General features: G+C 62.2%; 21 protein-coding genes. 11 read left to right on the forward strand and 10 right to left on the reverse strand.

Going from position 1 to position 25,402, the window contains the following annotated elements:
• The first annotated feature begins 16 nt into the window (after positions 1–16).
• The 4 genes from ACZ5MC_RS21745 (at position 17) to ACZ5MC_RS21760 (ending at position 5,956) form a co-directional block, all read left to right on the forward strand.
• The gene (locus ACZ5MC_RS21745) at positions 17–922 is read left to right on the forward strand and encodes a PfkB family carbohydrate kinase (protein ID WP_306598009.1); all 906 of its coding nucleotides are present in this window, start codon (positions 17–19) and stop codon (positions 920–922) included.
• Positions 923–1,033: 111 nt separating this feature from the next.
• Entirely contained in the window at positions 1,034–3,916 is a 2,883-nt protein-coding gene (locus ACZ5MC_RS21750) for a polysaccharide biosynthesis/export family protein (RefSeq protein WP_306598010.1), read from the forward strand.
• 391 nt (positions 3,917–4,307) lie between these two features.
• Entirely contained in the window at positions 4,308–5,258 is a 951-nt protein-coding gene (locus ACZ5MC_RS21755) for an NAD-dependent epimerase/dehydratase family protein (RefSeq protein ID WP_306598011.1), read from the forward strand.
• A gap of 11 nt (positions 5,259–5,269) precedes the next feature.
• A complete protein-coding gene (locus ACZ5MC_RS21760) occupies positions 5,270–5,956 on the forward strand; it encodes a sugar transferase (protein WP_306598012.1) in 687 nt (228 codons plus the stop codon).
• Here ACZ5MC_RS21760 and ACZ5MC_RS21765 read toward each other — a convergent pair whose 3' ends face one another.
• Together ACZ5MC_RS21765 and ACZ5MC_RS21770 are read right to left on the reverse strand one after the other, a co-directional pair.
• Positions 5,957–7,246 (reverse strand): dihydroorotase, encoded by a 1,290-nt coding sequence (locus tag ACZ5MC_RS21765; protein ID WP_464516756.1) that lies wholly within the window; start codon positions 7,244–7,246, stop codon positions 5,957–5,959.
• 64 nt (positions 7,247–7,310) lie between these two features.
• A complete protein-coding gene (locus ACZ5MC_RS21770) occupies positions 7,311–7,538 on the reverse strand; it encodes an acyl-CoA carboxylase biotin carboxyl carrier protein subunit (protein WP_306598014.1) in 228 nt (75 codons plus the stop codon).
• Positions 7,539–7,838: 300 nt separating this feature from the next.
• On the opposite strand from ACZ5MC_RS21770, the gene pnp reads away from it, so the two are divergent.
• The 4 genes from pnp to ACZ5MC_RS21790 all read left to right on the forward strand — a co-directional run bounded on the left by pnp (position 7,839) and on the right by ACZ5MC_RS21790 (position 12,922).
• The gene (pnp, locus tag ACZ5MC_RS21775) at positions 7,839–9,932 is read left to right on the forward strand and encodes a polyribonucleotide nucleotidyltransferase (protein WP_306598015.1); all 2,094 of its coding nucleotides are present in this window, start codon (positions 7,839–7,841) and stop codon (positions 9,930–9,932) included.
• Positions 9,933–10,178: 246 nt separating this feature from the next.
• On the forward strand, positions 10,179–11,216 hold the full coding sequence (gene gmd, locus ACZ5MC_RS21780; protein WP_306598016.1) for a GDP-mannose 4,6-dehydratase: 1,038 nt from the start codon (positions 10,179–10,181) through the stop codon (positions 11,214–11,216).
• Complete coding sequence (locus ACZ5MC_RS21785; protein WP_464516757.1) at positions 11,217–12,164, forward strand: GDP-L-fucose synthase family protein; 948 nt, start codon at positions 11,217–11,219, stop codon at positions 12,162–12,164.
• Positions 12,161–12,922 (forward strand): glycosyltransferase family 2 protein, encoded by a 762-nt coding sequence (locus tag ACZ5MC_RS21790; protein WP_464516758.1) that lies wholly within the window; start codon positions 12,161–12,163, stop codon positions 12,920–12,922. Before ACZ5MC_RS21785 ends, ACZ5MC_RS21790 begins: the two co-directional genes overlap by 4 nt.
• Positions 12,923–12,925: 3 nt before the next feature.
• Here the strand turns inward: ACZ5MC_RS21790 and ACZ5MC_RS21795 are convergent, their stop codons facing one another.
• Positions 12,926–13,978 carry a hypothetical protein gene (locus ACZ5MC_RS21795; protein ID WP_306598019.1) on the reverse strand — a complete coding sequence of 351 codons (1,053 nt, stop codon included), beginning with the start codon at positions 13,976–13,978 and terminating at the stop codon, positions 12,926–12,928.
• Entirely contained in the window at positions 13,975–15,102 is a 1,128-nt protein-coding gene (locus tag ACZ5MC_RS21800) for a glycosyltransferase family 9 protein (protein ID WP_464516759.1), read from the reverse strand. The genes ACZ5MC_RS21795 and ACZ5MC_RS21800 overlap by 4 nt, the downstream gene beginning before the upstream one ends.
• A gap of 339 nt (positions 15,103–15,441) precedes the next feature.
• On the opposite strand from ACZ5MC_RS21800, the gene ACZ5MC_RS21805 reads away from it, so the two are divergent.
• The 3 genes from ACZ5MC_RS21805 (at position 15,442) to ACZ5MC_RS21815 (ending at position 18,469) form a co-directional block, all read left to right on the forward strand.
• Positions 15,442–16,074: a CatB-related O-acetyltransferase gene (locus ACZ5MC_RS21805; RefSeq protein WP_306598021.1), complete on the forward strand. Its 633-nt coding sequence runs from the start codon at positions 15,442–15,444 to the stop codon at positions 16,072–16,074.
• Complete coding sequence (locus ACZ5MC_RS21810; RefSeq protein WP_306598022.1) at positions 16,071–16,940, forward strand: glycosyltransferase family 2 protein; 870 nt, start codon at positions 16,071–16,073, stop codon at positions 16,938–16,940. Before ACZ5MC_RS21805 ends, ACZ5MC_RS21810 begins: the two co-directional genes overlap by 4 nt.
• A gap of 80 nt (positions 16,941–17,020) precedes the next feature.
• Positions 17,021–18,469, forward strand: a complete 1,449-nt coding sequence (locus tag ACZ5MC_RS21815; protein ID WP_464516760.1) for an arylsulfotransferase family protein — start codon at positions 17,021–17,023, stop codon at positions 18,467–18,469.
• Between the two features lie 30 nt (positions 18,470–18,499).
• On the opposite strand, the gene ACZ5MC_RS21820 is transcribed toward ACZ5MC_RS21815, so the two are convergent.
• The 6 genes from ACZ5MC_RS21820 to ACZ5MC_RS21845 form a co-directional block, all read right to left on the reverse strand.
• Positions 18,500–19,585 carry a glycosyltransferase family 2 protein gene (locus tag ACZ5MC_RS21820; RefSeq protein ID WP_306602298.1) on the reverse strand — a complete coding sequence of 362 codons (1,086 nt, stop codon included), beginning with the start codon at positions 19,583–19,585 and terminating at the stop codon, positions 18,500–18,502.
• Positions 19,586–19,665: 80 nt separating this feature from the next.
• Positions 19,666–20,997 carry a hypothetical protein gene (locus tag ACZ5MC_RS21825; protein ID WP_464516761.1) on the reverse strand — a complete coding sequence of 444 codons (1,332 nt, stop codon included), beginning with the start codon at positions 20,995–20,997 and terminating at the stop codon, positions 19,666–19,668.
• Positions 20,998–21,055: 58 nt separating this feature from the next.
• Complete coding sequence (locus tag ACZ5MC_RS21830) at positions 21,056–22,168, reverse strand: NAD-dependent epimerase/dehydratase family protein (RefSeq protein WP_464516762.1); 1,113 nt, start codon at positions 22,166–22,168, stop codon at positions 21,056–21,058.
• Entirely contained in the window at positions 22,140–22,907 is a 768-nt protein-coding gene (locus tag ACZ5MC_RS21835; protein WP_464516763.1) for an HpcH/HpaI aldolase family protein, read from the reverse strand. The genes ACZ5MC_RS21830 and ACZ5MC_RS21835 overlap by 29 nt, the downstream gene beginning before the upstream one ends.
• Before the next feature lie 28 nt (positions 22,908–22,935).
• The gene (locus ACZ5MC_RS21840; RefSeq protein WP_464516764.1) at positions 22,936–24,738 is read right to left on the reverse strand and encodes a thiamine pyrophosphate-binding protein; all 1,803 of its coding nucleotides are present in this window, start codon (positions 24,736–24,738) and stop codon (positions 22,936–22,938) included.
• Positions 24,735–25,385: a glycosyltransferase family protein gene (locus ACZ5MC_RS21845; protein WP_306598027.1), complete on the reverse strand. Its 651-nt coding sequence runs from the start codon at positions 25,383–25,385 to the stop codon at positions 24,735–24,737. The genes ACZ5MC_RS21840 and ACZ5MC_RS21845 overlap by 4 nt, the downstream gene beginning before the upstream one ends.
• Between the last annotated feature and the right edge of the window lie 17 nt (positions 25,386–25,402).

The following is a 25,402-nucleotide window of genomic DNA, read 5'->3' on the forward strand; positions in this document are numbered from 1 at the left end:
CGTCCGGAGAACCCCCATGAGCCTTCTCGCCGTTGGAAGCGTAGCGTTCGATGACCTCGAGACCCCCTCGGGCCGCCGGGACAACATCCTGGGCGGTTCGGCCAGCCACTTCTCCCTCAGCGCGAGCCGGTTTCATCCCGTGCAGGTGGTGGCGATCGTCGGCGAGGATTTCGGTCCGGACCATTTCAAGGTTTTCGAAGGCCGCCCCATCGACCTCTCGGGCCTGATCAAGACCCCCGGCCTCAGCTTCCACTGGAAGGGGCAGTACGGCAGCGACCTCAATGAAGCCAGGACCCTGGAGACCCACCTGAACGTCTTTGCGGGCTTCAAGCCGGACCTTCCCGCGGCCTTCCGCAGCTCCCAGTACCTCTTCCTGGGCAACATCGATCCCACCCTCCAGCTGGACGTGGTCAGGCAGATGTCCCCCCGCCCCAAGTGGATCGCCCTGGACACCATGAACTTCTGGATCGACGGCGCCCGCGGGGCCCTGCTCGAGGTCCTCAAGGAGATCGACATCCTCCTCGTGAACGAGGCCGAGGCCCGCTCCCTCACGGGCGAGCGGAACCTCGTGAAGGTCTACGCAGCGATCCGCAAGCTCGGCCCGCAGATCCTCGTCGTCAAGCGCGGCGAGTACGGCATGCTCCTGTTCACCCCCGAGGGGCACTTTGCCGCTCCCGCCTTCCCCCTGGAGGAGGTCCACGATCCCACCGGAGCGGGCGACACCTTCGCAGGCGGGTTCCTCGGCTACCTCGCGGCCGCCGGGACGCTGGACCTGGCCACCATGAAGCGCGCGGCCCTGGCCGGAACGGTCATGGCCAGCTTCGCGGTGCAGGATTTCGGGACGGAGCGGGTGCAGGCTCTGGGCACCGAGGAGTACGAGAGCCGGATTGGAGCATTCAGGGAAATGATCCATATCGGTTGAGGAGGGCAGGTTCCACAGCGGACCGCAAGGTTGACGCCGACGAAGCGAGCGCCTACCTATTAGGGCGTGTTCCCTGCTGGTGCTAGGATTGGAAAATTAAAAGGTGATTTCATGCTTCGTCCCCGCTATGTAGGCGTCTTGTTCACGGCCCTCTCCCTCGTGGCCCAGGAACCGGGCCTCCCGGATCTCCAGAGCCTCCGGCAGGCTGCAACAGCGGCCCAACTGGGCGGGGCCGCAGCCACGGATGCCGTCCCACGGGGTACCGCGGCCACGGCTCGAACCCTGCAGGCACAGGAAGGCGCGCGCCAGGCTCCGTCCGAGCAGGACTCCATCCAGGCCGAGATCAAGGCCGCCAAGGCGAAAGAGCGAGGACCGAAGCGCTTCGCCGAGGACCTCTTCACGACGCGGCAGAGCTCTCCTTCCGGAACCGAGGGCGGCATCTCCGAGGACTACGTCCTGGGCGCCGGCGACCAGATCCAGATCAGCGCCTTCGGCAGTGCAAACTTCGAGCTCCCCGCCCAGGTGGACGGACGCGGCGAACTCGTGGTCCCCAAGGTGGGTTCGGTCAAGGTGGCCGGCATGAGCCTGGCCAGGGCCCGCTCCGCCGTCCAGGCGAAGGTGGCCCAGCAGTTCAGCCGGACCACGGTCGACCTCTCCGTCGTGAAGCTGCGGGAGGTGCGCGTCTTCGTCCTGGGTGAAGTCTACCGCCCCGGCGGCTACCTGGTCCCCAGCCTCAGCAGCCTTGTCAATGTGCTGAGCCTCGCGGGCGGCCCCACCGCCGCCGGCAGCTACCGCCAGATCCGGGTGATGCGCGGCGGCAAGGCCGTCCACCAGGTGGACCTCTACCCCCTGCGGGCCGAAGGCCTGGGCAACATGAATTTCGGCCTTCAGAGCGGCGACACCGTCTTCGTGCCGCTGGCCTTCAACCAGGTCACCCTGGAGGGCGCCTTCACCCGCGTGGTGGCCGCCACCGGCGACCTGCAGCCCAGGAAGGTGAAGACCCGCCTGGACAAGGAGATCGCCAAACTGAAGGAGCAGATCGCCGCGGAGGAATACCGCCTTGGCCCCAAGGGGTCCCCCAACCGCATGCATGCCGAGGCCCTGCTCGGGGAGCGGGAAGGGACCGAAGACATCGACCCGGACCGGGAACAGGACAAGGCCACCTCCAAGAACAAGGACAAGAAGCCGGACCTGGAACTGGAGCAGGAACGCTCCCAGGGTCAGGGACTGGATCAGTCTCTGGCGGCGGGCCCCATCCAGGGGCAGACAGCCTCCTACCAGGAGCCCACGCTAGCCGAACGGACCCTCATCGAGGAGCGCCTCGTCCTCCTGCGCAAGCGCCTTGACCGCATCAGCGTCCAGGCCCGTGGCGACCAGCGCACGACGAACATCCCAGAGCAGGAGGCCAAGGCCGAAAGCATCTCCATGGAGAACAGCGGACTCCCTGGCTGGCTCGCCCGTTGGAACTCCGACGGCGTGGCGCCTTCCATGCAGTTCGAGATGCTGCCTGGCGAGACGGTCGACCAGGCCCTGCGTTTCGCGGGGGGCCTCGCTCTGCAGGCCTTCGAGGACAGTCTCGTCCTGCGCCGCCTGGCCAAGGGCGGCGTCCTGGACGCCGCCGACGTCCCCCTGGCCAAGGCCGGCCAGGTCGAGCTCCGGCGGGGCGACGTCCTCTCGGCCCTCACCAGCCGCGAGCGCAGGGAAAGGCTCGTCACGGTATCCGGCTGGGCCCGGGTTCCCGGGAGCTTCTCCCGGCCCGAGGGGCTCCGGGTCGGCGACCTCCTTCGCAGGGAGTCCCAGCTTCTTCCCGACACCTACCTTCACCGGGGCGAGATCGTCCGCACCCTACCCGACCAGAGCACCAGCTACCTCGCCTTCGACGTGGCCCAGGCCCTCTCCGGCGAGCCGGCGCATAACCTCCTGCTCCAGGACCGTGACCAGATCGAGCTGTACCGGGTCTCCGACCTGCGCCTTCCCCAGACCGTCCAGGTCAGGGGCCCCGTCTCCCGTCCCGGCACCTTCCCCTTCCACGAGGGCATGCGCGCCTCGGACCTCCTTTTCCAGACCGGCGTCCTCCTGAACGAAGCCGACCGGCTCGTGGCGGAACTGGCGCATACACGCGAGGGAAAGCCCAGCGAGATCAGAAAGCTGGACCTCACGAAACTGCTCTCGAGCGAGACCTCCAGCCCGGTCGCCCTCAATGACGAGGCCGTCAACCCCCTCCTCAAGCCCCAGGACCAGATCAGCGTCTACGCGAAACCCGACTATCGCCCCCACCGGAGCGTGACCCTCCTCGGGCAGGTGGTGCGGCCCGGCGTGTACGTGCTGGATTCCCCCCGAACCGGCCTTCGGGAAGTTCTCGCCCGGGCCGGTGGCCTCACCGCCGAGGCCATGCCCCAGGGTTCCATCTTCCTTCGCCCCATGGCCACACCGAATCCCGACTCGTTCAACGTCGAGTCGCAGCGCGCCAACACCCAGGCCCCCGCCCTGAACGGCATCAACAACATCCTGGAAAGGCTCAACGAGACCAAGCGGCAGCCCACCACGGGCACCCTTCTCAAGACCCCCATCCTCCACGGACTGGGCACGGGAAGCCTGGACCGCCTTGTGGTGAACATCCCCGCCATCCTTGCCGGAAACGACAAACTGGATGTGGATCTCCAGGATGGGGACGAGATCATCATTCCCCGCAGGACGGAGACAGCTTATGTGATCGGGGAAACCGCGAGCCCCTTCATGTCCTACCACGTCGTGCCCGGCTTCAAGGTACGTGACATGGTGAAGGTTGCCGGAGGTCTCACCCGGAATGCTGATGACTCCAATATCCGCCTCCTGAAGGCCGATGGCCGGATTCTCGACCGCAGCATTCTCGGGATGGAGGTGGAACCCGGGGACGCTGTGCTTGTGCCCCAGCGGGTGCGGCGTGACACGACCTGGCAGGAGAACTTGCAGGCGATCACTCCCCTTGCCCTCATCCTGAACGCGATCAAATAAAAGGATAAAAAAACTTCTCACATAAATACAATTGAAATTATTCATTTAATTATGACCGATTCGATTTTCGTTAAAGGGGACCTCCGGGATCTCAGGAAGGATGTGCCTTCGGGTCAAAGACTTAAAATCTCCAAAATGGCCGTCAGCTATCAAGTCGGTCCCGATAAAAACAGTAGGATTTGATCGATATCACGATCGATTTATATTCGCCAAAGATAATAACCAACGAAGGATAAGCCATTTTTTTCAAAGTCGATCCCAAGTAAGGTATGCTGAATCAGCGAGCAATTTCCGTATTGACTCCAGTCGTTTTTCCAGCGACTCCGCTAAAACCCCGAAGCCGCCCCGGCGCAGGCCCGGATGGTTCTGACAATCCAACCAAGGGGACCTCGTGAAGCGCATTCTAGTCACCGGTGGCGCCGGATTTATCGGTAGCCATGTAGTTGACGCCCTCGTCGAGCAGGGCCGGGATGTCCTTGTCATTGATGATCTTTCCTCCGGGTCTGAGAGCAACCTCAACCCAGGCGCCCGGTTCGAACAAGGAGCCATCGAGTCAGAGCGCTCCGCGGACCTGATCCGAAGCTTCCGTCCCGAAGCGATCCTCCATTACGCGGCCCAGATCGACGTCCGCGTAAGCGCCGCCAATCCCGTCCTCGATGCCCAGCAGAACATCATCAATACCCTGAAGCTCTTGGAACTTGGCATGCAGAACGGACTGGCCTACTTCGCGTTCGCCTCCTCCGGCGGCGCGATCTACGGGGAGCCGCAGGCCGGGGCCCAGGATGAGAATCACCCCGAACGGCCGTGCTCCCCCTACGGTGTCGCCAAGTTGAGCGTAGATAAGTACCTAGCTACATTCCACCACTATCGGGGACTCCCCTCGTGCTCGATGCGGTTCTCCAACGTCTATGGCCCCCGGCAGGGCGGCCGGGGCGAGGCCGGCGTGGTCGCCGTCCTTATCCGCCAGGGACTGAGGGCCAACCCCCTCAGGATCAATGGAGACGGACGACAGACCCGGGATTTCGTTTATGTGAAGGACCTCGCCCGGGCCGCTACCCTCATTCTCCACCACCGCCCCCAGGGCGTGCTGAACCTTGGGACCGGCATCGAGACCTCCATATTCCAATTGGCCGATCGGGTCCGGGGCATCCTCCCCACGGACCCAGGGATTTCCCACTTTCCCCCAATCCAGGGAGAGCAGGTCAGGTCCATCCTTGATCCCTCTCTCGCAAAAAGGGTAATAGACTGGGAACCGGCCATCGATCTTCAGCATGGTCTGGAGGAGACAGTCGAGTGGTTTTCCGTGCGTGAATCCTCCACACCTTCGATCGGCCAAGCATAACGAGTTTCCTGATGACACCTTCCGATGAAAACAAACTGGCCCTGGCCCTTGAATACCCTAGGCTGAGCGGCGGTACTGCCCCTTCCCTCCCCGAGGAACAGGCGGGCCCCGTCAAGAGCCAGCTGGACCTGATCTACGCCATCGACTGGCTCTCGACACTGGTCCTGTTCATCCTCACCATGCCCGTCCTCCTTGTGAGCCTGCTCTATGTCATGGTGGTGGACCGGGGCAACCCCATCTTCAGCCAGATTCGAATCGGAATGGGTGGAAAGCCCTATCGAATTTTCAAGATCCGTTCCATGCACCACGACCATCACGGCCATGCCCGATTCTGCGCCCACGAGGACGACCGAATCCTGCCAGGAGGTCAATTCCTGCGGAGAACCCGGATCGATGAACTCCCTCAGTTCTGGAACGTGCTCATGGGTAACATGGCCCTGGTAGGCCCCCGGCCCGAGCAGTCAGCCTTCGTCGAGTCTTTCCTCCAGGAGATACCCCGCTATGGTGAGAGGTTCCATGTAAAGCCCGGCATAACGGGCCTTGCCCAGGTTTCCCAGGGCTACGTGGATTCGGTGAACGGCACCAGGATCAAGCTCTCCTACGACCTGATGTTCATCGAGAACCGGACGTTGAGAATGTGGGCCTTCATCGTCCTCAAGACGGTAAAGGTCGTCATCTTTGGTCAGGGCGCCCGCTAGCTAGCCCCATACCTTCGCGCCGCCGACCCAGGTCCCCACGACCTTTCCGGGCAGCGTCCACCCCTTGAAGGGTGTATTGAAGCTCCGGCTCTGCACGAAGGCGCGGTCCACCGTGATCCTGGCTTCCAGGTCAACGAGCGCGAAGTCCGCCGCCGAGCCCGGCCTGAGGCTGCCGAGGCCCTGGCGGTCCAGGTGGAAGGCCGAAGCCGGGCCGCAGGAGAGCAACTCCACGGCGCGCGAGAGCGTGATGACCTTCCTGTCGACGAGGAGCGCCAGCGTGAGCGGAAGCGCGGTCTCCAGGCCGATGATCCCGAACGACGCGTCGCGCAGTTCGCACTCTTTGTCATCCCAGGTGTGGGGCGCATGGTCCGTGGCGATGGCGTCCACCGTGCCATCGGCAAGGGCCTCGAGGATGGCGTCGAGATCGGCCTGGCTGCGCAGGGGCGGGTTCATCTTGAAGTCGGAATCGAAACGCGTCAGCTCGCGGTCCGTGAGCGCGAAATGGTGGGGCGTCACTTCGCAGGTGACCTTCAGCCCGCGGGCCTTGGCCTCGCGCACCAGCCGCAGGGAACCTTTGGTGCTCAGATGGGCCAGGTGGAGATGCCCCCCGGTGTGCTCGGCCAGGACGATGTCCCGGGCGACCATGGCCTCCTCGGCCGCAGCCGGGATGCCCAGGCAGCCCAGGTAGGCGCTCACGGCGCCCTCGTTGATGTAGCCCTTGGCCGCGAGGTTCGTGTCCTCCTCGTGGGCGACGATAGGCATGTCGAGCCAGCCCGTGTACTCCAGTGCCCGCCGCATGATGGCTGCGTTCATCACCGGCAGGCCATCATCGCTGAAGGCGATGCACCCGGACGCCTTGAGGGTCCCGTAGTCCGTGAGTTCCTCGCCCGCAGCGCCCTTGGTGACCGTACCCAGGGGGAAGTACCGGCACAAGCCGGCTTTTCGGGCCCGGGACAGCATCATCTCCGTGATGGCCACCGAGTCGTTCACGGGTTTGGTGTTCGCCATGGCGCACACGGAGGTGAACCCTCCGGCCACGGCCGCCCTGCAGCCGGTCTCGATGTTCTCCTTGGCGGTCTGCCCAGGCTCCCGGAAGTGCACGTGAAGATCCACGAGGCCGGGGACCAGGAGTTGGCCCTTGGCGTCCACCACCTCGGCCCCCTCGATCCGGGGGTCCGCGAGGTTTTCGCCCACAGCCGCCACCTGCCCGTCCACTACCAGCATGGAGGCAGGACCATCCCAATTCTGGGAGGGATCGACAAGACGCGCGTTCTTGACTAGCAGGGACATGGGCGGCTCCAGGAACCCTTCCATCTTACAGGATCGGATCCCCGGGCAAGCTCCGCACCGGTCTTCAGTCCATGTCGGCCAACTCCACCAGTTCGTCATCCTCCTCGGCGAAATCGCCTTCCTCGAGGAGAATGCGCTTGATCTTCCCGGACTCGGGAGCACTTACGTAGAAGGGGGTGTGGCCCGTATCTGTTCCTTCCAGAAGCATTAGTGACTCATCCTCCTCCACTTCCTGGCCTGGGGTGACGAGCACCCCCACGACATAGCCCGGCCACTCCGCCCGGATAATCATGCATGCCTCCGTGGTTCTTCGTGGAAAGTATGGTAATCCCACGGTTCGCGCAAGATTGAGAAGAGAAAAATACTTGAGAAAATTGTCGGCGGGTCTGGGGGTCCCGGCGCGAGCGAGCCCCAGGCAAGCTGTTTTTTCATGCAACCATCTTTAATGGTATTATTGCAATGCCGATCCGTTCGCTCCCGTCGGCAGCGACCTCTGCAGGAAGCCCACCTCCCCCCATCAGTTCCGGCGGAGGGTTTCATGGAGGGATCGCAATCAGGGAGCCACTTTGGGGCCGAGGTCCCAGGAGAATCCATGAACGCCCTTAAATTCAACCCCACCACCGTCAGCATCGACCTGGGCGGCACCCCCATCAGCATCGAGACGGGACGCATCGCCAAGCAGGCCGCTGGCTCCGTCATCGTCCGCCAGGGCGACACGATGGTCCTCGTGGCCGTCTGCGTGGCCGAACCCCGGGAAGGCATCGACTTCTTCCCCTTGACTGTTGACTACCGCGAGCCCGTCTTCTCCGCCGGAAAGATCCCCGGCGGCTTCTTCAAGCGCGAAGGCAAGCAGACCACCAAGGAAACCCTGGTTTCCCGCCTCATCGACCGCCCCCTGCGCCCCCTCTTCGAGGAAGGCTACAACGGCGACACCGTCATCACCGCCCAGGTCATCAGCTTCGACGGCGACCACCAGCCCGACGTCCTGGCCATGGTGGGCGCCTCCGCGGCCCTGATCATCTCCGAGATCCCCTTTGTGAACCCCGTGGGCGGCGTCCGGGTGGGCCGCATCGACGGCGAGTTCATCATCAACCCCACCGTCAGCCAGCGCCCCGACTCCGACCTGGACCTCCTGGTCGCCGGCACCGAGGACGCCCTCGTGATGGTCGAGTGCGGCGCCAAGAGCTTCCAGGAGGCCGAGATGGTCAAGGCCCTGGAGTTCGGGCACGCCGCCATCAAGACCCTCGTGAAGCTCCAGCGCGACCTGCGCGCCAAGGTCGGCAAGACCAAGATGGTTGCCGTCAAGCCCGAGCGCAACGAGGAGGTCTACAAGCTCGTGGCCGCCAAGTTCGCCGAGAAGCTGCTGGCCGCCCTGACCATGAAGGTCAAGATCGAGAGCTACAAGGCCATCGACGCCCTGAAGAAGGAGGCCGTGGCCGAGTTCGCCAAGGAGAAGCCCGAGCTCAAGAAGGACGTCGTCGAGAGCTTCGACACCCTCAAGGAGACCCTCTTCCGCAACGCCATCCTCAAGCAGGGTCTGCGCCTCGACGGCCGCAAGTTCGACCAGATCCGCCCCCTGAACATCGAGGTGGGCGTCCTGCCGGCGGCCCACGGCTCCTGCCTGTTCACCCGCGGCGAGACCCAGGCCCTGGTCACCGCCACCCTGGGCACCGCCGATGACATCCAGCACATCGACGGCATCGAGGAGGAGTACGACAAGCGCTTCTACCTCCACTACAACTTCCCCGGCTACTCCGTGGGCGAGTGCAAGCCCAACCGCGGCCCCGGCCGCCGCGAAATCGGCCACGGCATGCTCGCCGAGCGCTCGATCTTCCAGGTGCTGCCCTCCAAGGAAGAGAACCCCTACACCCTGCGCGTCGTCTCCGAGATCACCGAGAGCAACGGCTCCAGCTCCATGGCGACCATCTGTGGCGGCACCCTGGCGCTCATGGACGCCGGCATCAAGCTCGCGTCCCCCGTTGCGGGCGTCGCCATGGGCCTGGTGAGCGACGGCGAGAAGTTCGTGGTCCTCACCGACATCGCCGGCCAGGAAGACCATTACGGCGACATGGACTTCAAGGTCGCCGGCACCGTCCACGGCATCACCGCCCTCCAGATGGACATCAAGATCGGCGGCATCACCACCGAGATCCTCACCAAGGCCCTCGACCAGGCCAAGCAGGGCCGTCTTGAGCTCCTCAAGTCCATGGGCACCGTCCTGGCCGCCCCCCGCACCGAGTATGCAGGCAACGCGCCCCAGATGCACACGATCCAGCTCCCCAAGGAGAAGATCCGCGACGTCATCGGCAAGGGCGGCGCCGTCATCCGCAACATCATCGAGGTGAGCGGCTGCCAGGTGAACATCGACGACGACGGCTCCTGCCAGGTCGCCGGTCCCACCAAGGAGAAGCTGGCCGTGGCCCTGAAGATGATCGGAGACCTCATCCAGACCGCAGAAGTGGGCCAGACCTACCTGGGCCGAGTGGCCAAGGTGGTCGAATTCGGCGCCTTCGTGACGATCCTCCCCGGTCTCGACGGCCTTCTCCACGTTTCCGAGATGGCGCCCCACCGGGTGAAGAACCCCGCCGACGAGGTCAGCGAGGGCCAGGAAATCATGGTCAAGTGCATCGCGGTCGACGCCAATGGCAAGATCAAGCTGAGCAGGAAGGCACTCCTGAGCGAGTAGCCCCCGACCATGGGCAGGAAGATCCTCATAACCTGCGTCCCTGAAGTTGAAGGTCGCCGACGGGTCCGGCTTCCGTGGGACGTCGGTCGTGAGGTCTTCCGTTCCTGGGAGGGGCTTGGCCGGCAAAACCGGTGCGCGGGGTAAACGCTGTCGTCGACCGATAATCTAGAATAGAAACCAAGGAAACCGGGATGGCTCCCAGTCAAACGGAGCCGGGTTCCGGAGCCCGCTTGAAATGGAGGATGCATGCCGACTGCCCTGATAACAGGCCTCACTGGCCAGGACGGAAGCTACCTTGCCGAACTGCTGCTCGCCAAGGGCTATGAAGTCCATGGGATCATTCGCCGATCCTCGTCCTTTAATACGGGGCGCATCGATCACCTCTACGTCGACCCGCACCAGAACCCCCGGCTCCACCTCCATTACGGGGACCTGTGCGACGGAGGCGGGCTCAGAAAGATCCTGGACCTAGTTCAGCCCGACGAAGTGTACAACCTTGGCGCCCAGAGCCATGTGAAGGTCAGTTTCGACCAGCCCGAGTATACGGTCGACACCGTCGCCCTGGGGACCCTCCGCCTCCTGGAGGCAATCCGGTGCCACCAGGATTCCAACGGTCGCAAGGTCAAGATCTACCAGGCCGGCTCGAGCGAGATGTTCGGCAGCGCCAAACCCCGGCAGAGCGAAGACACGCCCTTCCAGCCACGGTCCCCCTATTCCTGTGCCAAGGCATACTCGCATTACCAGATGATCAACCACCGGGAAAGCTATGGGATGTTCTGCACCAACGGCATCCTGTTCAATCACGAAAGCCCCCGGCGGGGCGAAACCTTCGTGACCCGCAAGATCACGCGCGCGGCCACCCGCATCAAACTGGGGCTGCAGGACAAGCTGTTCCTGGGCAACCTGGAAGCGAAGCGCGACTGGGGATTCGCAGGCGACTATGTCGAGGCCATGTGGAAGATGCTCCAGCTCGACGAGCCCGGCGACTTCGTCATCGCCACCGGGACCTCCATTTCCATCCGCGACTTCCTCCTGCTGGTGTTCGAGCACCTCGAACTTGACTGGAGGCAATATGTGGAAATCGACCCCCGCTATTTCCGGCCGGCGGAGGTGGACCACCTCGAGGGCGATTCGACCCGGGCCCGGCAGGCCCTCGCCTGGGAACCCCGGACGGACGTAAAGACCCTCGCGGTCATGATGGTGGAATCCGACCTCAAGCTGGCACAGGCAGAACTCATCCTGAACCATGCCGGCCATGGATCAACCTCGCGCGGGAGTTTTTGAATGATCCACCCCGAAACCTTTCCTCTGACTGGCAAGCGCATCTGGGTTACCGGGGGCCACGGCTTCCTGGGCAGACACCTCATGGAGGAGCTGGCCGCCCGCGGAGCGACTCTGCTGGCTCCCACCGAGAAGGAACTGGACCTATTGGACCCTGGCGCCGCCCGGAAGTACCTCAAGGCCCACAAGCCCGACGGGGTGATCCATCTGGCCGCCCTGGTCGGCGGCATCGGGGCCAACCGCGAACATCCCGGCTCCTTCTTCTACGCGAACATGATGATGGGTCTGCATCTGATCGAGGCCTGCCGTCTGGAGCAGGTCGCCAAGACCCTCGTTCTCGGCACCGTCTGCGCCTATCCCAAGTTCTGCCCGACGCCATTCCGGGAGGACGACATCTGGAACGGCTACCCGGAGGAGACCAATGCCCCTTACGGTCTGGCCAAGAAGGCCCTGCTGGTGCAACTCCAGGCCTACCGCCAGGAATACGGAACCCGCGGGATCTACCTGATTCCCGTGAATCTCTACGGACCCGGAGACCACCTGGACCTGGCAAACAACCACGTCATCCCAGCCCTCATCCGAAAATTTCTGGAGGCCAAGGCCGCCCTTTCGCCGACCGTGGGCCTCTGGGGCACGGGATCCGCCAGCCGCGAGTTCCTGTACGTGAAGGATGCCGCCACGGCCATCTGTGAAGCCATGACCAGGTACGAGGACGCCGATCCCGTCAATCTCGGCACCGGGGAGGAGATCACCATCCGGGACCTGGCCCTTAAGATCAAGGGCGCAACAGGCTTTCAGGGCGAACTGGTCTTCGACCCGAGCTACCCCGATGGGCAACCCAAGCGCAAGCTGGATACATCGAGGGCCACCGAGCGCTTCGGCTGGCAGGCCAGGACGACCCTGGATGAAGGGTTGGCTGAGACCATCGCATGGATGAAAAAGGTTCTATGAAGATTTCCATAGTCACGGTGGTCTACAACAACCCCCAGGTACACGAGGCGCTGGACTCGATCCTCAACCAGAAGTTCGAAGGCGACCTGGAGAGCATCGTGGTGGATGGCGGCTCCCGGGCCGAGACCCTCGATGCCCTCAAGCCCTACCTTCCCAGGCTAGGCCACTTCGTCAGCGAACGGGACAAGGGCATCTACGATGCCATGAACAAGGGAATCGCCCTGGCTACGGGCGACATCGTGGGGACCCTCAACTCCGATGACCTCTATGCGGACGATCAGGTCCTCCAGAAGGTTCTGGAGGCCTTCCGGGATCCTTCGATCGACATCGTGTATGGCGATCTCGAGTACGTGTCCGCGTCGGACACCAGCCGGGTCATCCGTTACTGGCGATCCAAGCCGTACCGGCCTGGCCTGTTTGAAAAGGGATGGATGCCTCCGCACCCGACCTTCTTCGTGCGCCGGCAGGTCTTCGAACGATGCGGCAGCTTCAACCTGGACTACCGGATCGCTGCGGACTTCGAACTCATGCTGAGGTTCATGGCCCGCCATAACACACCTTCTGTCCACCTCCCCGAGGTGCTGGTCAAGTTCAGGATGGGAGGCGCCTCGAACCAGAGTCTCCGGAACATTCTGAAGGCGAACCTGGAATCCCACCGGGCATGCATGGAGAATGGCCTGAAAATCGCTCCCTGGTTCATCATCCAGAAGATAGGGTCGCGGATCCCCCAGTTCTTTCGCCGCAAGGGATCGTCCTGACGATTATTTGAAACCCAGGGCATTAAGCAAGGCAGTGGAATGGAAGACGATCAACTCCCCTGAGATGGAAGTGAACAGCAGCTGGATCACGAAAAAGCCGAATCCGAAGAAATAAAGCAGTTCTGCGCGTCGCTTCGACCACAGTCCAGCCAGGATCATGATCAGGTCCACCTGGATCTGGAAGACCCTGGAAAAGACTTCCACCTCGCCCATCGCCATTTTCATTATCAGGACCAGGACCACCAGGGTAATGAAATTCGCCACATCCTTTTTCGGCAGGATGACCTTGCAGATCATGGCAAGCACTGCCATTTCAAAGATGGTGAAAAGGGAATAGCCTCCGGGTGGCCCATTGCCGTCCAGGTAGCGCGAGTAGTCGTAGCCCAGGAATTGAAAGCCACTAAAAAACATGATATAAATATAGCCAATCCCAAGGAAAAGGCCGCCGGTCATCAGCTTGCGCATGGAAAAGGTGCCGCGAAGCCAGACAAGAGAGGGCAGAATCGTTAAAGTGGAAAAATGGAGCAGAAGACCTGGCATGGCCTCTTTCCAGGACAAGCCTTTCCGGGTCGTGGAACGGATCACCAGAGCGGTAACCCAGAGCTCGGCGAAGAAGAACCGCTGTGCAAAAAACCCGATATAGAAAGCCTTGGTAAGGATGCAGGCGTACAACATCATTCCGCTCGCACCGGACCTTTCCCGTTTGTCCGCACTCCAGACGAGGAGGAACGGGGGCAGGGTCAGGATCACGAATTGCAATGGGAAACGCAGGCTCTCGCCAATGAACATGTTCAGCAGGTAGGCCAGCGCTGTGAAGCCAGGTTCGAAGAAGAACGGAAACGGCTGGTTCAGGAAGCCGATGTAATTTTCATGATCAAAGGCCGTGAACGGCCCACCGAAAAACATGCAGAGGTAGAGGTAGCCGTAGATCACCAGGACGTAGATGGTCCAGATGCGGCGGCTGGACCCATCCCAGGAGCGGACGGCACCCAACCCCGCCGTCTGCGGAGGGCGAGGACCCTCCGGGGCCGCCCCGGCCAAGGCGTCGCTATTCATTTCCCTGGCACTTCCGGCAGAACGGCATGAATTCCCTTAATGCTCTCGATCAGCACCGGGAACCGCTTGAGGTTCCGGGCCTGCCAATCAAGCCCGAACTCTGGGTCCATCAACAACTTGTATGCCAGCTCGGCGCCTTCCTCCAAGTCCAGGGTCTCCATGCACTGGATGGCCCCGCAGCCGGACCTGTAACCCTCCTGGTAGCAAGGGCCACAGGCCAAGCGGTGCCGGAGGTCCGCCCCCCGCCGTGTATAGGGCCCTGATTCGAAGGGTTCCGTCACGCCAGCCACCACAAGCATTGGCAGGCCGGCCACCGCCATGATGTGACCTTGACCCGTCGTTCCGCTGATCCCGAGATCGCAGGTCTGGAGCTCACGGAACAGGTCTTCGAGGGGCAGTCCGATGACCTTCTCGACATGCTCGGGATGGTCCATTTCCGCCATGAAGGCCTCGATGAGGGGCAGGTCCGAGGGAATCCCGATTAGCACTGTGTGGACCGGAATGCGCTTCTCAATTGCGTTGATCAACTTGGCAAAGGTCCCCGCGGTGGGGACCTTGTGCCTTTCCAGCCCCCCGCAGCTGATACCCAGCGCGACCCGGAACCTCCGGGGGAGTGCGTGGTCGACGGGCGGGACCGGTTCGGGCCGGGGAAGGGATAGCTCCCCCGGATCGACGGGTGCCGCATCCACCCTCGGATCCTGTTCCGCGAGGAACTGGACGAAGAAATTCACCTGGTGGCCGGGGAACGTCTCGAGCGAGGCCCTTGATCTGACCAGCCCCAGCAGGTTCCGGCCCAGGAAGCCACTGGGCACGACCACTTTCTTGCCCATCAGCAGGAAGAACAGAAGGTGCATGGGCTTGCGAGACAGCATCGGCGCGTAGATGACCTTGGCCCGGGAGAACAGGAGCTTCAGGAAGAGGCGGACGTGCGGGAACGGTTTACCGTCGTACCGCTCGATGGTCCGGATCTTCTCCCCCACGAACTTCGTCAGGAGAGGCCGGTGCAGCTTCGAACTGATGACCACGGTCAGAGCATTCGCCCCCTCGACCGCGGCCAGCCTTCGAAGCGCTGGAATCGCCATCAGGGTGTCCCCGATACCATTGGGCAGAAAGAAAGCGATCATGACTCACGAAAAGGGGCAAGGGCCCGTCGAAAGAGGGGATAGTGACAAGATTTAAAGGACCGCTCGGACGCGAAGGGCCGGTCTGGCTAGAGCGCGGATCCTTCGCTACATACGGGATAATGCTAACATCAGTTCCGTTCGCCATCGGTCAATACGGTCCAATGGGCCGCGCGATGCGGCGTCCGGCGGATCGGGCTTTGCGGTACCAGGCCCTCCCAGCTGGGAGGGAACCGGATAGGACCTGGTGCTGCAATATCCAGCCAAATCAGCACTATAATTGAACAATCAGAAACCAACGTTCCACTTGGTCCAGCCACCTGCGGGAGAAGGGATATATTGATGTTGTCCATAATCAAGGTCATCCTTGGGACTCTTCACCAGCGGTTCCTGGATGCCGCCCAGGCCGGGAAGCTGCTTCTCCTGATCAGGAAAGGTCACGTGGTATGGGGCCGTCATTCCTATGGAACACCTGTGGTCCACACCTGGCCGAACGGATCCCAGCTACGAGTGGGGAATTATTCCTCCATTGCGGACGAGGTCCATGTTCTTCTGGGCGGCAACCACCCCACCACCTGGGTTTCCACCTATCCATTGCGCATCAGACTGGGCCTGCCCGGTGCCTGGGAGGATGGCATGCCGTCCTCCAAGGGGGATGTGGTCATTGGCTCCGACGTCTGGATAGGTCATGGCGTGACGCTCCTTTCGGGAGTCACGGTCGGCAACGGCGCGATTGTCACGGCCAGGAGTCTGATCACCCGAGATGTTCCTCCCTATGCGATCGTCGGCGGCGCACCCGGCCGGATCCTGAAGATGCGCTTCCCGGACGAGGTCATCGCCAGGTTGGAGGACCTCCGCTGGTGGGACTGGCCGGAAGAGCGGATCCGTGAAGCGGTCCCCCTCCTCTCGAGCGAGGATGTGGCCGCCTTCCTGGACGCCAACGCCCCCGTCGCCAAGTCAAGGGAGAACGAGTGAAGGTCGGCATTGTCGTTCTGAACTACAAGAACTACCCGATGACCATCAGGTGCCTCGACTCCCTGAAGGCCCTGGCCCACGCGAACTGGGAGGCCGTGGTAGTGGACAATGCGTCCGGAGACGGGAGCGTTGAGTTCATCCGGGCCGCCCACCCTTGGGTCACGGTCCTCGAATCGGGGGGGAACCTCGGCTTCGCCAAAGGGAACGAGGTTGGCTACCTCCATTTCAAGGCACGGAAGGTCACCTACCTGTGGGTTCTGAACAACGATGCCGAGGTGGATCCCCAGGCCCTGGACCTGATGCTGGAACGCATCACCTCCGACCCCCAGATCGGGGCCGTTGGCTGCAAAATCCTGGACGGGGACCAGCCCGGACGGGTGCTTACGTATGGGGGAGGCCGGTTTTCCCATTTCGTTGGCCGTTCCTGGCACGTCACGCATCCCTGCGCGGCGGAATCCCTGGATTTCCTTACGGGCGCATCGCTCCTCATCCCCATGGCAGTGATCGAAGAAATCGGTTTCATCGACGATGGCTATTTCCTTTATTTCGAGGATGCGGACTTTTGCGCGGAATTGAAGCGGCGGAACTTCCGTCTGGCGGTAGCGCGGGAGGCCGTGGTCTATCACCATGAGAGCGCGACCATCGGCAGACGGTCCCTCCGGCAGCACTACTACCTCAACCGGTCCTTCGCCCGGTTTTGCTACAGGCGCGCCCCCTTCCCGCTCCTGCCGCTTGTGGTGGGGACCTCCCTCCGGGTCGTCAAGCGGGCCCTGGTCGGCGATTGGGCCGAGATCCGGGTGATCCTGAGGGGCATCCGGGATGGATGGCGGCTCCGGAAGGAGAAGCTGGCGGAATGGACCCCCTAGAGGAGGATCCGTCCTCGATCTCGAATAGTTCTTTACACGTTCCACCGGAAGTCAATACTTCCCGTACAAGGAAGGAACCCATGGGTTTGACGCGGAAGACGTTCTCGTCTTGTACGATCACATTTGAAGTCTTACTGGCATTGGCGGGACTCTATTCCATCTCCTGCACCCACGAAGGCGGCTCCCGACCGGCCATGCCCATCCGCCTGGTTCCGGAGATCTCAGAATCGGTGGCTTCCTATGCCCTTGTGGAGGCATCGTTGGGCATGCCCATGGCGATCTCCCTTCCCGACCTCCACCTCCCGGAGGGGTATACGGATGCCGAAATTCTTGGGCACGGCAGCACCATCCAGTTGAACGATCTCGCGGGCCAGGAGGCTTTCACCATCAGGATCTGGGGCGAGTCCGGAGCGGAGCGTCTCCTGTCCGTCTCCACGCACCCGCCCGATTTCCCGGGTTTCACCAGGTCCACTTCGGGGCCGGTAGCCCCGGGCCAAATTTATACGACGACCTTCGATTCGAGTGTCAGAGTCAACCCGCCTGGATATAATCTCATTCTCTCTGAGACAGGCGATCCGGTATATTTTCATCGTTTAATTGGCTATCCTTTCAATTTCCAAAAATTCAGTTATGCCAATGGCGTCCAGCGGTATGCCTTCGCCCAGACCATCACGGATGACCTTGTCCTCCTCGATGCAAATTTCAGGGAGTTGCGCAGGCATAAGGGGCTGCAGAATACTTGGCACGGAACCGTTCCCGCCGATGTTCATGATTTCATATTCTATGCCGACGACCACTATGTTTTGGCGTCGACGAGCGAGCGAATAATGGACTTGACCGCATTCGGGGGGAAGAGCGACAGCCATGTCAAAGGCACCATCATCCAGGAGATCCAGGATGGACAAGTGCTCTGGGAGTGGGATTCTACTGATTATCCGCAATTCTTTAGCACCAGCACGGATTCAAATGACTATACCAATACAAACCCCGCCTCCAAGCCTGCGGCCGACTATATGCATTTCAATTCGATGGCCCTGGACCCTAAAGACAACGGCTACATCCTCTCCTTCCGTCATCAGGACGCGATAATCAAGATTCTCCCCTTCGCGCCCAGGGACTCCCATTCCCTGATCCAGATCAAATGGGTGCTTGGCGGTGGCGGGAACATGTTCACGAAATCCTCCCCTTGGAATTTTTTCCACCAGCACATGGCGCGGATCGTTTCCCGATCGGGCCAATCCCTCGCCCTTTCCCTCTTCGACAACAACAATGGACATTATGATTTGAGCCACAGCAGCGGCAAGGTTCTTAGTCTTGACGAGGACCGGATGACGGCTGACCTGATCGACCAGTACCCCGGCAGCGCGAACACGGTCGCCATGGGTTCCTTCCAGTATTTCGGCCCCGGGGAATGTTTCTTCGGCTGGGGCACGACTCCCAGGATTACTGAAATCTCCGGCGGCCAGACCACCTTCTCCCTGGAGTTCGCCAAGGGAATCGCGTGCTATCGAGCCTTGAAGATTCGGTAGGGCCTCAGGGCCCCCGGTATCCTGAACCATTCAGGCCTTTGGAGGGCCATCCGGAACCACCCGGGTAACCGCCCCGGTCGCAAGGGAACGCTTGAGCGCCTCGCCTTGGCGCCACAGTTTGAGCAATCGCACTAACCCGCAGACCCGGAAGTAGACCCGGGCGAGGGGCGGCCAGAGGCACATGACCGGTTTCAGGTAGAGGGTATAGGACCATTCGCCTGCGAATTCATCTTCCAGGATCTTCTTGCAGTCGGCTTCCGCCTTGAAGTCGCTCCCCGTACCGGTCCGGATTTCCACCAGGAAATTCTGGTAGAAAAAGAGATGCATATTGGTCCTCACCCAGTGCGTCAACACTGGGTAGTCGACGAAATACCGATTCCAGATCCTCCAGAAATGGGTGACGAAGACGGTGGAGAAACCGTATCCACCCGTGTTCCCTACCTCGGCTCCGATGATCATCTTGCCAATGACGCCGAACCGGTCTGCCCTCAAGATCTGGGGGAAGACCCACCCCAACTGCTGTATGCGTGAACCACGGCACTCCTCGAAGCCCTGGCGGGCAGTCCGGAGGGCCTCCTTGGGGAAGATCATGCAGGAGATGAAGGTGAGGTGGTGGTTCACATATTTGACGAAGGCCTCCCGGTCGAGAAGGAAGGTTGAGCCATGGCTTACGAATTGCTCATGCCTCGGGCGGCATTCTAGGAATACCGCACCCAGGGGTGAGGAGGATGACAGGAGGTCGAGGATCCTGGCGAGCCCCCCGGGCATGATCCAGTCGTCGTCTCCCAGGAGCATCCAGTAGTGGGTATCGCCCATGGTCTCCAGGATCTTCATGAAATTGCCGTCCGCGCCCAGGTTCTCGGCATGCCGCATGTAAACCACCTCGATTCCACGCTGGCAGTACTCCGCCACCACGCCCTCCGTCCCGTCGGGTGACGCGTTGTCACCGACGAGGATTCGGACCAGGGGCGCCATTGCCGGCGTCACCTGATCGAAAATGTGGTCCAAACATCTTTTGAGGAAACCTGCTCGGTTGTAGGTCGGGATTCCGATGGTGAGCAAGGGGACCTGGGGCACCTGGGCAGGGGGCTCCTGGAATTTTATTGAATCACTCATCGAATCCTCTTCCACTCAGGCCCCAGGGGGGCACATGCAATGTTGAACTCACTTTCATCAAGGCAAGATCCCGGCAAGGCCTAGGCCTGGTTCAGGCGGCGCCAACGGTGGAACACCCAGCCACCCCCGGTTAACCCGACCAGGATGGTCATGGCGCAGTACCACCAGGCCAGAACGAAGGGTTCCTGATGCCGGAGCAGCGTGCAGCCGATGGCAATGGAAGCCGCCATAAGCAGGGAGGGGATGAGGAACGGTTCCACCCGGAAGGACCGCAGGTAGGTGGCCATGGCGTTGGTCCACTGGTTCAGGCAAATGGCAATGCACAAAGGCAAAAGCACCGATCCGGAAGGGACCCGGGTTCCATAACCCACGCGGCCAGCGAAATGGAAGATCAGAACGAGGCAACCGCAGCCGAGAATGGCCAGCGTGGTAGTCACGGTCCCGACCTTGCGGAAGTCCGAGTCCAGGAACGTCCAATCGCGCCGGGCCGCGCCTTGGGCCCAAGGGGCCTGCCGGACCTGGAGCCACGCACCCGCGATCGCCCCGACCCCCGTCGTCGCCTGGACAGCCATGCCGAACCGGCCGGCCGCCACCGCGCCGTTGAACGCGAACACTGTTGGGGTGAGGAGCTGGAAGATGGCGTAGCCGGCCATCCAGCTCACGGCAATCCGCCACTGGAAGGGCAGCAGGTCCTTGGCCCAGTCGATCCGCGCCCCCACGGGGCTGTGAAGGGCGTTAACCATGCGGGGGCCACACTTGAGGTAGAGCAGGCTGGCGTTGACCACCACCCCGGAGCCGACCATGACCGAGGCGGACCAGAGCCCCGCCCCCAGCTTCAGGGCCAGGGAGAACGAGACGATGGCAACCGTGGACTGGAACAGACGCGTCAGCGCCAATTCCCGCACGGCCCCCATGCCCTCGGCCATGGCGTTCATCCCCACCATGAACACGGATGCGGCGGTGGCAAGGCCCAGACCGATCCACGGCCCCAGCCAGACCACGCCGGTGTCCGCAGGGTGGGTGCGGCTGAAGAAGACCACGCCGAAGGGGACGATGATGAAGACCACCGCGAGCCCCGCGATCCCATACCACTTCATGGCTAGGCGCATCAGCGACCCCAGACGCTGGATGTGGAAATCCTCCCCGCGCCAGAATTCGCCACTCCAGGCTAGTAGGGCCACTTCGTGCCCGGCCGTCGTCAGGATCACGGTGGACATGCCCATTTCCATCAGGATCTGGAGCGCAATGAGGCTCTGGAAGGCGTAATGGAACCCCTGCTGTGCCGGACTGAGATGGGCAACCACCATGGCCATGGCGACCAGCCACCCCCCCGCGGCCACAAACCGGGCAGACATGGCCAGCAAGGCCGTACCGTGGCCCGCCGTCAGCCTTCCCACTCGCTGTATCGTCATCCGGAAGCTCCCCAATGGCAGTATGAAGGCGCCCCCATACCCTTTTCGTCCAAACGTATCATGTGGCCTGATTCGAAGGATTTAAAAAGGAATTCACAGTCCGCGTGAAGCCATCCACCAGGCCTGTCGTGGGGTTCCAGCCTAGTGCCCGCAGTTTCCTGATATCCGGAGAGTTGCGGACGATCGGACTTTCGAGATAGCCATGGGAGTGCGGTTGGACCGATACAACAACTCGCTTTTGGGGTTCAGGGAAAACCCGGACCAAGAGGGCCGCGAGGTCCCGAATGCTGATCTCAGTGTCGGGGTTGCCCACATTGTATGCGGCCCCGGTCGATCCTTTCAGGAGTACCGTGAAGAAGCCCACCGTGGCATCCGCCAAGTAGCAGAACGGACGAACGGCCAAACCTTCACTCTTCAGCACAAGGTCCTGACCCAGGACGATGTTGGAGACGAAATCCGCGAAGACCCGCCCATCGTCCAAGGCCATACCCGGCCCATAGGTATGGAATGGCCTTGCGATCCGGGCGGGGATGCCGAACTGGTGGGCATAGGCCACACAAAGGGCTTCGCCGGCCCGTTTGCCTTCTCCATAGCAGGCCCGAACGTTCGTGGGGTCCAGATACCCGTAGGCATCCTCGAGGATGGGGATCCTGGCGGGGTCCACCTGACCATAAACTTCCCCGGAACTGAAGTAGAGGAAGCCTTCGGTTCTGTCCTCCCTGGCACGCAGCAGCGCGCGGCGGGTTCCCAGGAGGTTCGCCTCCAGGGTGCCCACCGGGTCACTGCCAAAGAACTTCGGACTGGCTTGGCTGGCGGCATGGATGATGAAATCCATGCGTCCTTCCAAATTCCAGGGTTCGATGACGTCCTGGCACACCAAGTCCAGGTCGCTCCGTCCGGCGTGATGCCGGAAACGCTCCTGGGCTTTCTTCAGGTTGCGAACCAGGCCCACCACACGGACCTTCGCCAGGGTGCGGGTCTCATTAAGCCGCAGAAGCGTTTCCACCAGGTAGGCAGGCAGGAAGCCTCCAGCCCCCGTGACAAGGACCGTCTTGCCTGCGAACTGCTCCCAGGGCAGGGAGTTAGCCAGGATCCGGTCCAGGTCCCCCTCCAGGATGGGGTGGCGTGAACCCCGGTTCGGATCAGCGCAAGGCGTCATGGGCGTCGGCAAGGGTGCTCTTGAATGCGTTGAGGAGGATCTCGGTCTCCACCCGGTAGGCAAGGTATTTCACGCCCAGTTTCTTCCAATGGGCCAGCCCTTCCGGGGTATCGGTGAAGACACCGACCTCGACGCCCTTGTTGCCACAAAGGGTGATGACCTCCTCCACCGCCTTGACCACCTCGGGGTGCCAAATCTGGCCGATCAGGCCGAGCGACTGGCTGAGGTCATAGGGACCCACGAAGATCACATCGATTCCCGGCACCTCGATGATCTCGGTCAGGTGGTCGAGCCCCTCCTTCCCTTCGATCTGGAGGACGAGCAACCGGTTTCGATTGGCCTCGGCGATGTAGTCCTCCTTGGGGATATTGGAGAACTCGGCGGCCCTCACGAACCGGCACATACCCCGCTCGCCGCCCGGTGCGAACATGCCGTAGGCCACGGCCCGTTCCGCATCTTCCCGACACTTGACATGCGGAACCTGAATGCCGCCGACGCCCAGATCCAACAGCCACTTGAAATAGGATTCCTGAAGGGCTGGGATTCGGGCGAGGAGCCTTAACCCTCGCCGCTCGGCGGCCAGGATCAGGGGATAAACGTCCGCGGGAGCGGTAGGGCCGTGTTCCAGATCCAGGATTGCGAAATCGAAACCGGCCATACCCAGCATTTCCACCAACTCGGGGCGCGGGATGCGCAGGAAGGGGCCAATTCGGTGCGGTTTGGCGGCCAGCCAGGTCTTTGCTTCTTCCATGGTCACTCCAGGAATCATGAAATCGGGTTCAATCCAGGGCCTGGCTCTTGGGATGCAGTCCGACCAGCATTTCCTTCCGGAGGACTGCCCTGGGCAGGAAGGGTGCCAGATCCTCGAGCGGGGGTGAGACCAGGGTTCCGTCGGGCCGAACGGCCAGGGAGAGCTTGGGCCCGAGAATCTGCTCGGGGTCGAGGGAGACTTGGCAGAGTACAGGCCCGGGCGTCGCGAGGGTCCGGGCGATCATTGCCGACACCTCGGCGGGGTCCGACAGGCGGAGGCTCGGGATCCCGAAAGCTTCCGCCACCTTCGCGAAATCAGGGCAGGTCACGCCACTGGCCGAGCCGCTCGCCACCAGATGCTCGCCGAACAGGGCCCGCTGGGTCTGCCGGATCGTCAGGTAGCCGTCGTTGGCGTACAGGAAGATCTTGATGGGGAGCTGGTGGTGGAAGATGGTCTGGAGTTCCTGGACATTCATCATGGTCGAACCGTCCCCGGCCAGGAGGATCACGCGGCCCCCTTTGCCGAAGGCCGCACCAATGGCGCCTGGAAGGCCGAACCCCATTTCGCCCAGGCCGGTGGAGGTGACCAGCCGTTGACCGGCTTTGAGGGTGATGGCCTGATGGGTGGTGGTGAGGGCGGCCCCCATGTCCGTGACGACAACATCGTCTTCGGCCAGCTCTTCGACCAGCGCTTGCGCGAACCGGTAGGAATTGAGACGCCCGGTCGACTGCACATGGAGTTCCGGTTCCACAAGGGGGTAGCGCCCCTCCCAGTCGCAGCACTGGGCCAACCAGGAGGCCGGCTCCGGCTGGGCGGGGATGGACTCCCGGATCGCATCCAGGAACTGCCCGGCATCCGCGTGGATCTTGAGGAACCGGTCGCTCTCGGGCAGTTTGCCGAGTTCCGTGCCATCGATGTCCACCACGGCGACCTGGGCCCCGCGCGCGAACTCGCTCCATTCATAGCCAACCTGGGGAATGGCCAGCCGGGTGCCGATGGCGATCACCAGATCCGAATTCTGCAGGACGAAGTTCCCGCAGCGCTGCCCATAGACACCGGCATGGCCGAAGTGGCGGGGATGGGAGGAAGGCACCATGTCCGCCCCGTTCCAGGAGGTCAGGAAGGGGAAGGGCAGATGGTCAAGGAACGCGTCCAGCTTCCCCAGGGCGCCCGCCAGCCGGATCCCGTGACCCAGCCAAAGGACCGGCCGCTTTGCGTTGCCGATGAGTTCCCGCACCCGCGCCATGTGCGGGCCGAAATCCACCGCCTTGGCAACGGGACGGGCATACCCCTCCAGGAGGTTCTCGTCGACCTGCGCAGCCTGGATATCCGTGGGGATATCCAGCCACACGGGGCCGGGGCGACCCGAACTGGCCAGATGCCAAGCCTTTTCCAGGTGCCACCGGATCGTGGACGGGTCGGTGATCATTGCGCTGTATTTGGTGATACCCGAAACCATCTTCGCAATGTTCGTGCCCTGCACGCCCCACATCCGCAGCGGGTTGTCCTCACGGGCCCAGGCACTCTTCTCCTGGCCCGAGATTATCAAGCAGGGAAAGGAATCCGCCCAGGCGTCCAGGACGCCTGAAATGGCATTCACGGCACCGGGACCGCCGGTGGTCATCATCACCCCCATCCGGTCCGAAAGCCGGTGGTAGGCGATGGCGGCCATAACCCCCGCCTGTTCGTGGTGGGGGCATACGTAGGTAAGGTCCGGATGGTCATCCACCCCCTCCAGAAGGTGGACGTTGCCCGCTCCCGAAATGGCGAAGATATGCCGCGCCCCGTGGGCGGCGAGAAACGAGGCCACGTAGCTGCTGAGTTTCATCATCCGTTGTCCTTGGCGGCGAGCAGCGCCTCCAGATAGCCGAGGTCCCTTTCGCAATCCAGATAGTGCCACGGCCCTTCATAGGGGAAGGCCATCATCTGGCCATCCTTGACCAGCTCCCCGAGGACCGCATCCTCAAGCACCTTGCTGGCGGGGTTGCCCAGATAGGCTGGATTGAAGAGCTCCTGGCGGAATGCGTAGAAACCACCATTGATGTAATCATTCTGGATGACGGGGTTGTCTGAGAACCCACGCAGGAGATTCTCCCCCCGCTTCATCCCCAGGATCCGGAACCGGGTCGGGAGCCGCGCCGCCAGGCACGTCGCGATGAGCCCATGGTCCAGGTGGAACCGGGCAAGTTCACCCAGCTTGACGTGGCTGAGCGTATCGCTGTAAGTGACCCAGAACCAGGGCACGTCCCGAAGGAGAGGCTGAACCTGCTTCACCCGTTCCGCGGTTGGCGTGGCAAGTCCGGTATCCACCAGGTCCACCGTCCCCTCGAGGCCCGGCCCGGCAAGCTCGAAGTGGAGGCCGTCCCCCTTGCCGACTGTGGCGAAAAGGGTTGAATAGAGATCCATCTGGTAGCCACAGCATAGGATGAAGTGCCTGGACCCGGCCTGGACGAACGTGCGGATCAAGTGGAGGATCATGGCCTCCCCTCTGACTT

The sequence above is a fragment of the Mesoterricola sp. JemC181 genome, assembly GCF_055384585.1.

Excerpts from the sequence above, each read along its gene's own strand:
- ACZ5MC_RS21745 (WP_306598009.1), top strand. The coding sequence starts at position 17 with ATGAGCCTTCTCGCCGTTGGAAGCGTAGCGTTCGATGACCTCGAGACC.
- ACZ5MC_RS21750 (WP_306598010.1), top strand. The coding sequence starts at position 1,034 with ATGCTTCGTCCCCGCTATGTAGGCGTCTTGTTCACGGCCCTCTCCCTC.
- ACZ5MC_RS21760 (WP_306598012.1), top strand. The coding sequence starts at position 5,270 with ATGACACCTTCCGATGAAAACAAACTGGCCCTGGCCCTTGAATACCCT.
- ACZ5MC_RS21765 (WP_464516756.1), bottom strand. The coding sequence starts at position 7,246 with ATGTCCCTGCTAGTCAAGAACGCGCGTCTTGTCGATCCCTCCCAGAAT.
- ACZ5MC_RS21770 (WP_306598014.1), bottom strand. The coding sequence starts at position 7,538 with ATGATTATCCGGGCGGAGTGGCCGGGCTATGTCGTGGGGGTGCTCGTC.
- pnp (WP_306598015.1), top strand. The coding sequence starts at position 7,839 with ATGAACGCCCTTAAATTCAACCCCACCACCGTCAGCATCGACCTGGGC.
- gmd (WP_306598016.1), top strand. The coding sequence starts at position 10,179 with ATGCCGACTGCCCTGATAACAGGCCTCACTGGCCAGGACGGAAGCTAC.
- ACZ5MC_RS21785 (WP_464516757.1), top strand. The coding sequence starts at position 11,217 with ATGATCCACCCCGAAACCTTTCCTCTGACTGGCAAGCGCATCTGGGTT.
- ACZ5MC_RS21790 (WP_464516758.1), top strand. The coding sequence starts at position 12,161 with ATGAAGATTTCCATAGTCACGGTGGTCTACAACAACCCCCAGGTACAC.
- ACZ5MC_RS21795 (WP_306598019.1), bottom strand. The coding sequence starts at position 13,978 with ATGAATAGCGACGCCTTGGCCGGGGCGGCCCCGGAGGGTCCTCGCCCT.
- ACZ5MC_RS21800 (WP_464516759.1), bottom strand. The coding sequence starts at position 15,102 with ATGATCGCTTTCTTTCTGCCCAATGGTATCGGGGACACCCTGATGGCG.
- ACZ5MC_RS21805 (WP_306598021.1), top strand. The coding sequence starts at position 15,442 with ATGTTGTCCATAATCAAGGTCATCCTTGGGACTCTTCACCAGCGGTTC.
- ACZ5MC_RS21815 (WP_464516760.1), top strand. The coding sequence starts at position 17,021 with ATGGGTTTGACGCGGAAGACGTTCTCGTCTTGTACGATCACATTTGAA.
- ACZ5MC_RS21820 (WP_306602298.1), bottom strand. The coding sequence starts at position 19,585 with ATGAGTGATTCAATAAAATTCCAGGAGCCCCCTGCCCAGGTGCCCCAG.
- ACZ5MC_RS21825 (WP_464516761.1), bottom strand. The coding sequence starts at position 20,997 with ATGACGATACAGCGAGTGGGAAGGCTGACGGCGGGCCACGGTACGGCC.
- ACZ5MC_RS21835 (WP_464516763.1), bottom strand. The coding sequence starts at position 22,907 with ATGGAAGAAGCAAAGACCTGGCTGGCCGCCAAACCGCACCGAATTGGC.
- ACZ5MC_RS21840 (WP_464516764.1), bottom strand. The coding sequence starts at position 24,738 with ATGATGAAACTCAGCAGCTACGTGGCCTCGTTTCTCGCCGCCCACGGG.
- ACZ5MC_RS21845 (WP_306598027.1), bottom strand. The coding sequence starts at position 25,385 with ATGATCCTCCACTTGATCCGCACGTTCGTCCAGGCCGGGTCCAGGCAC.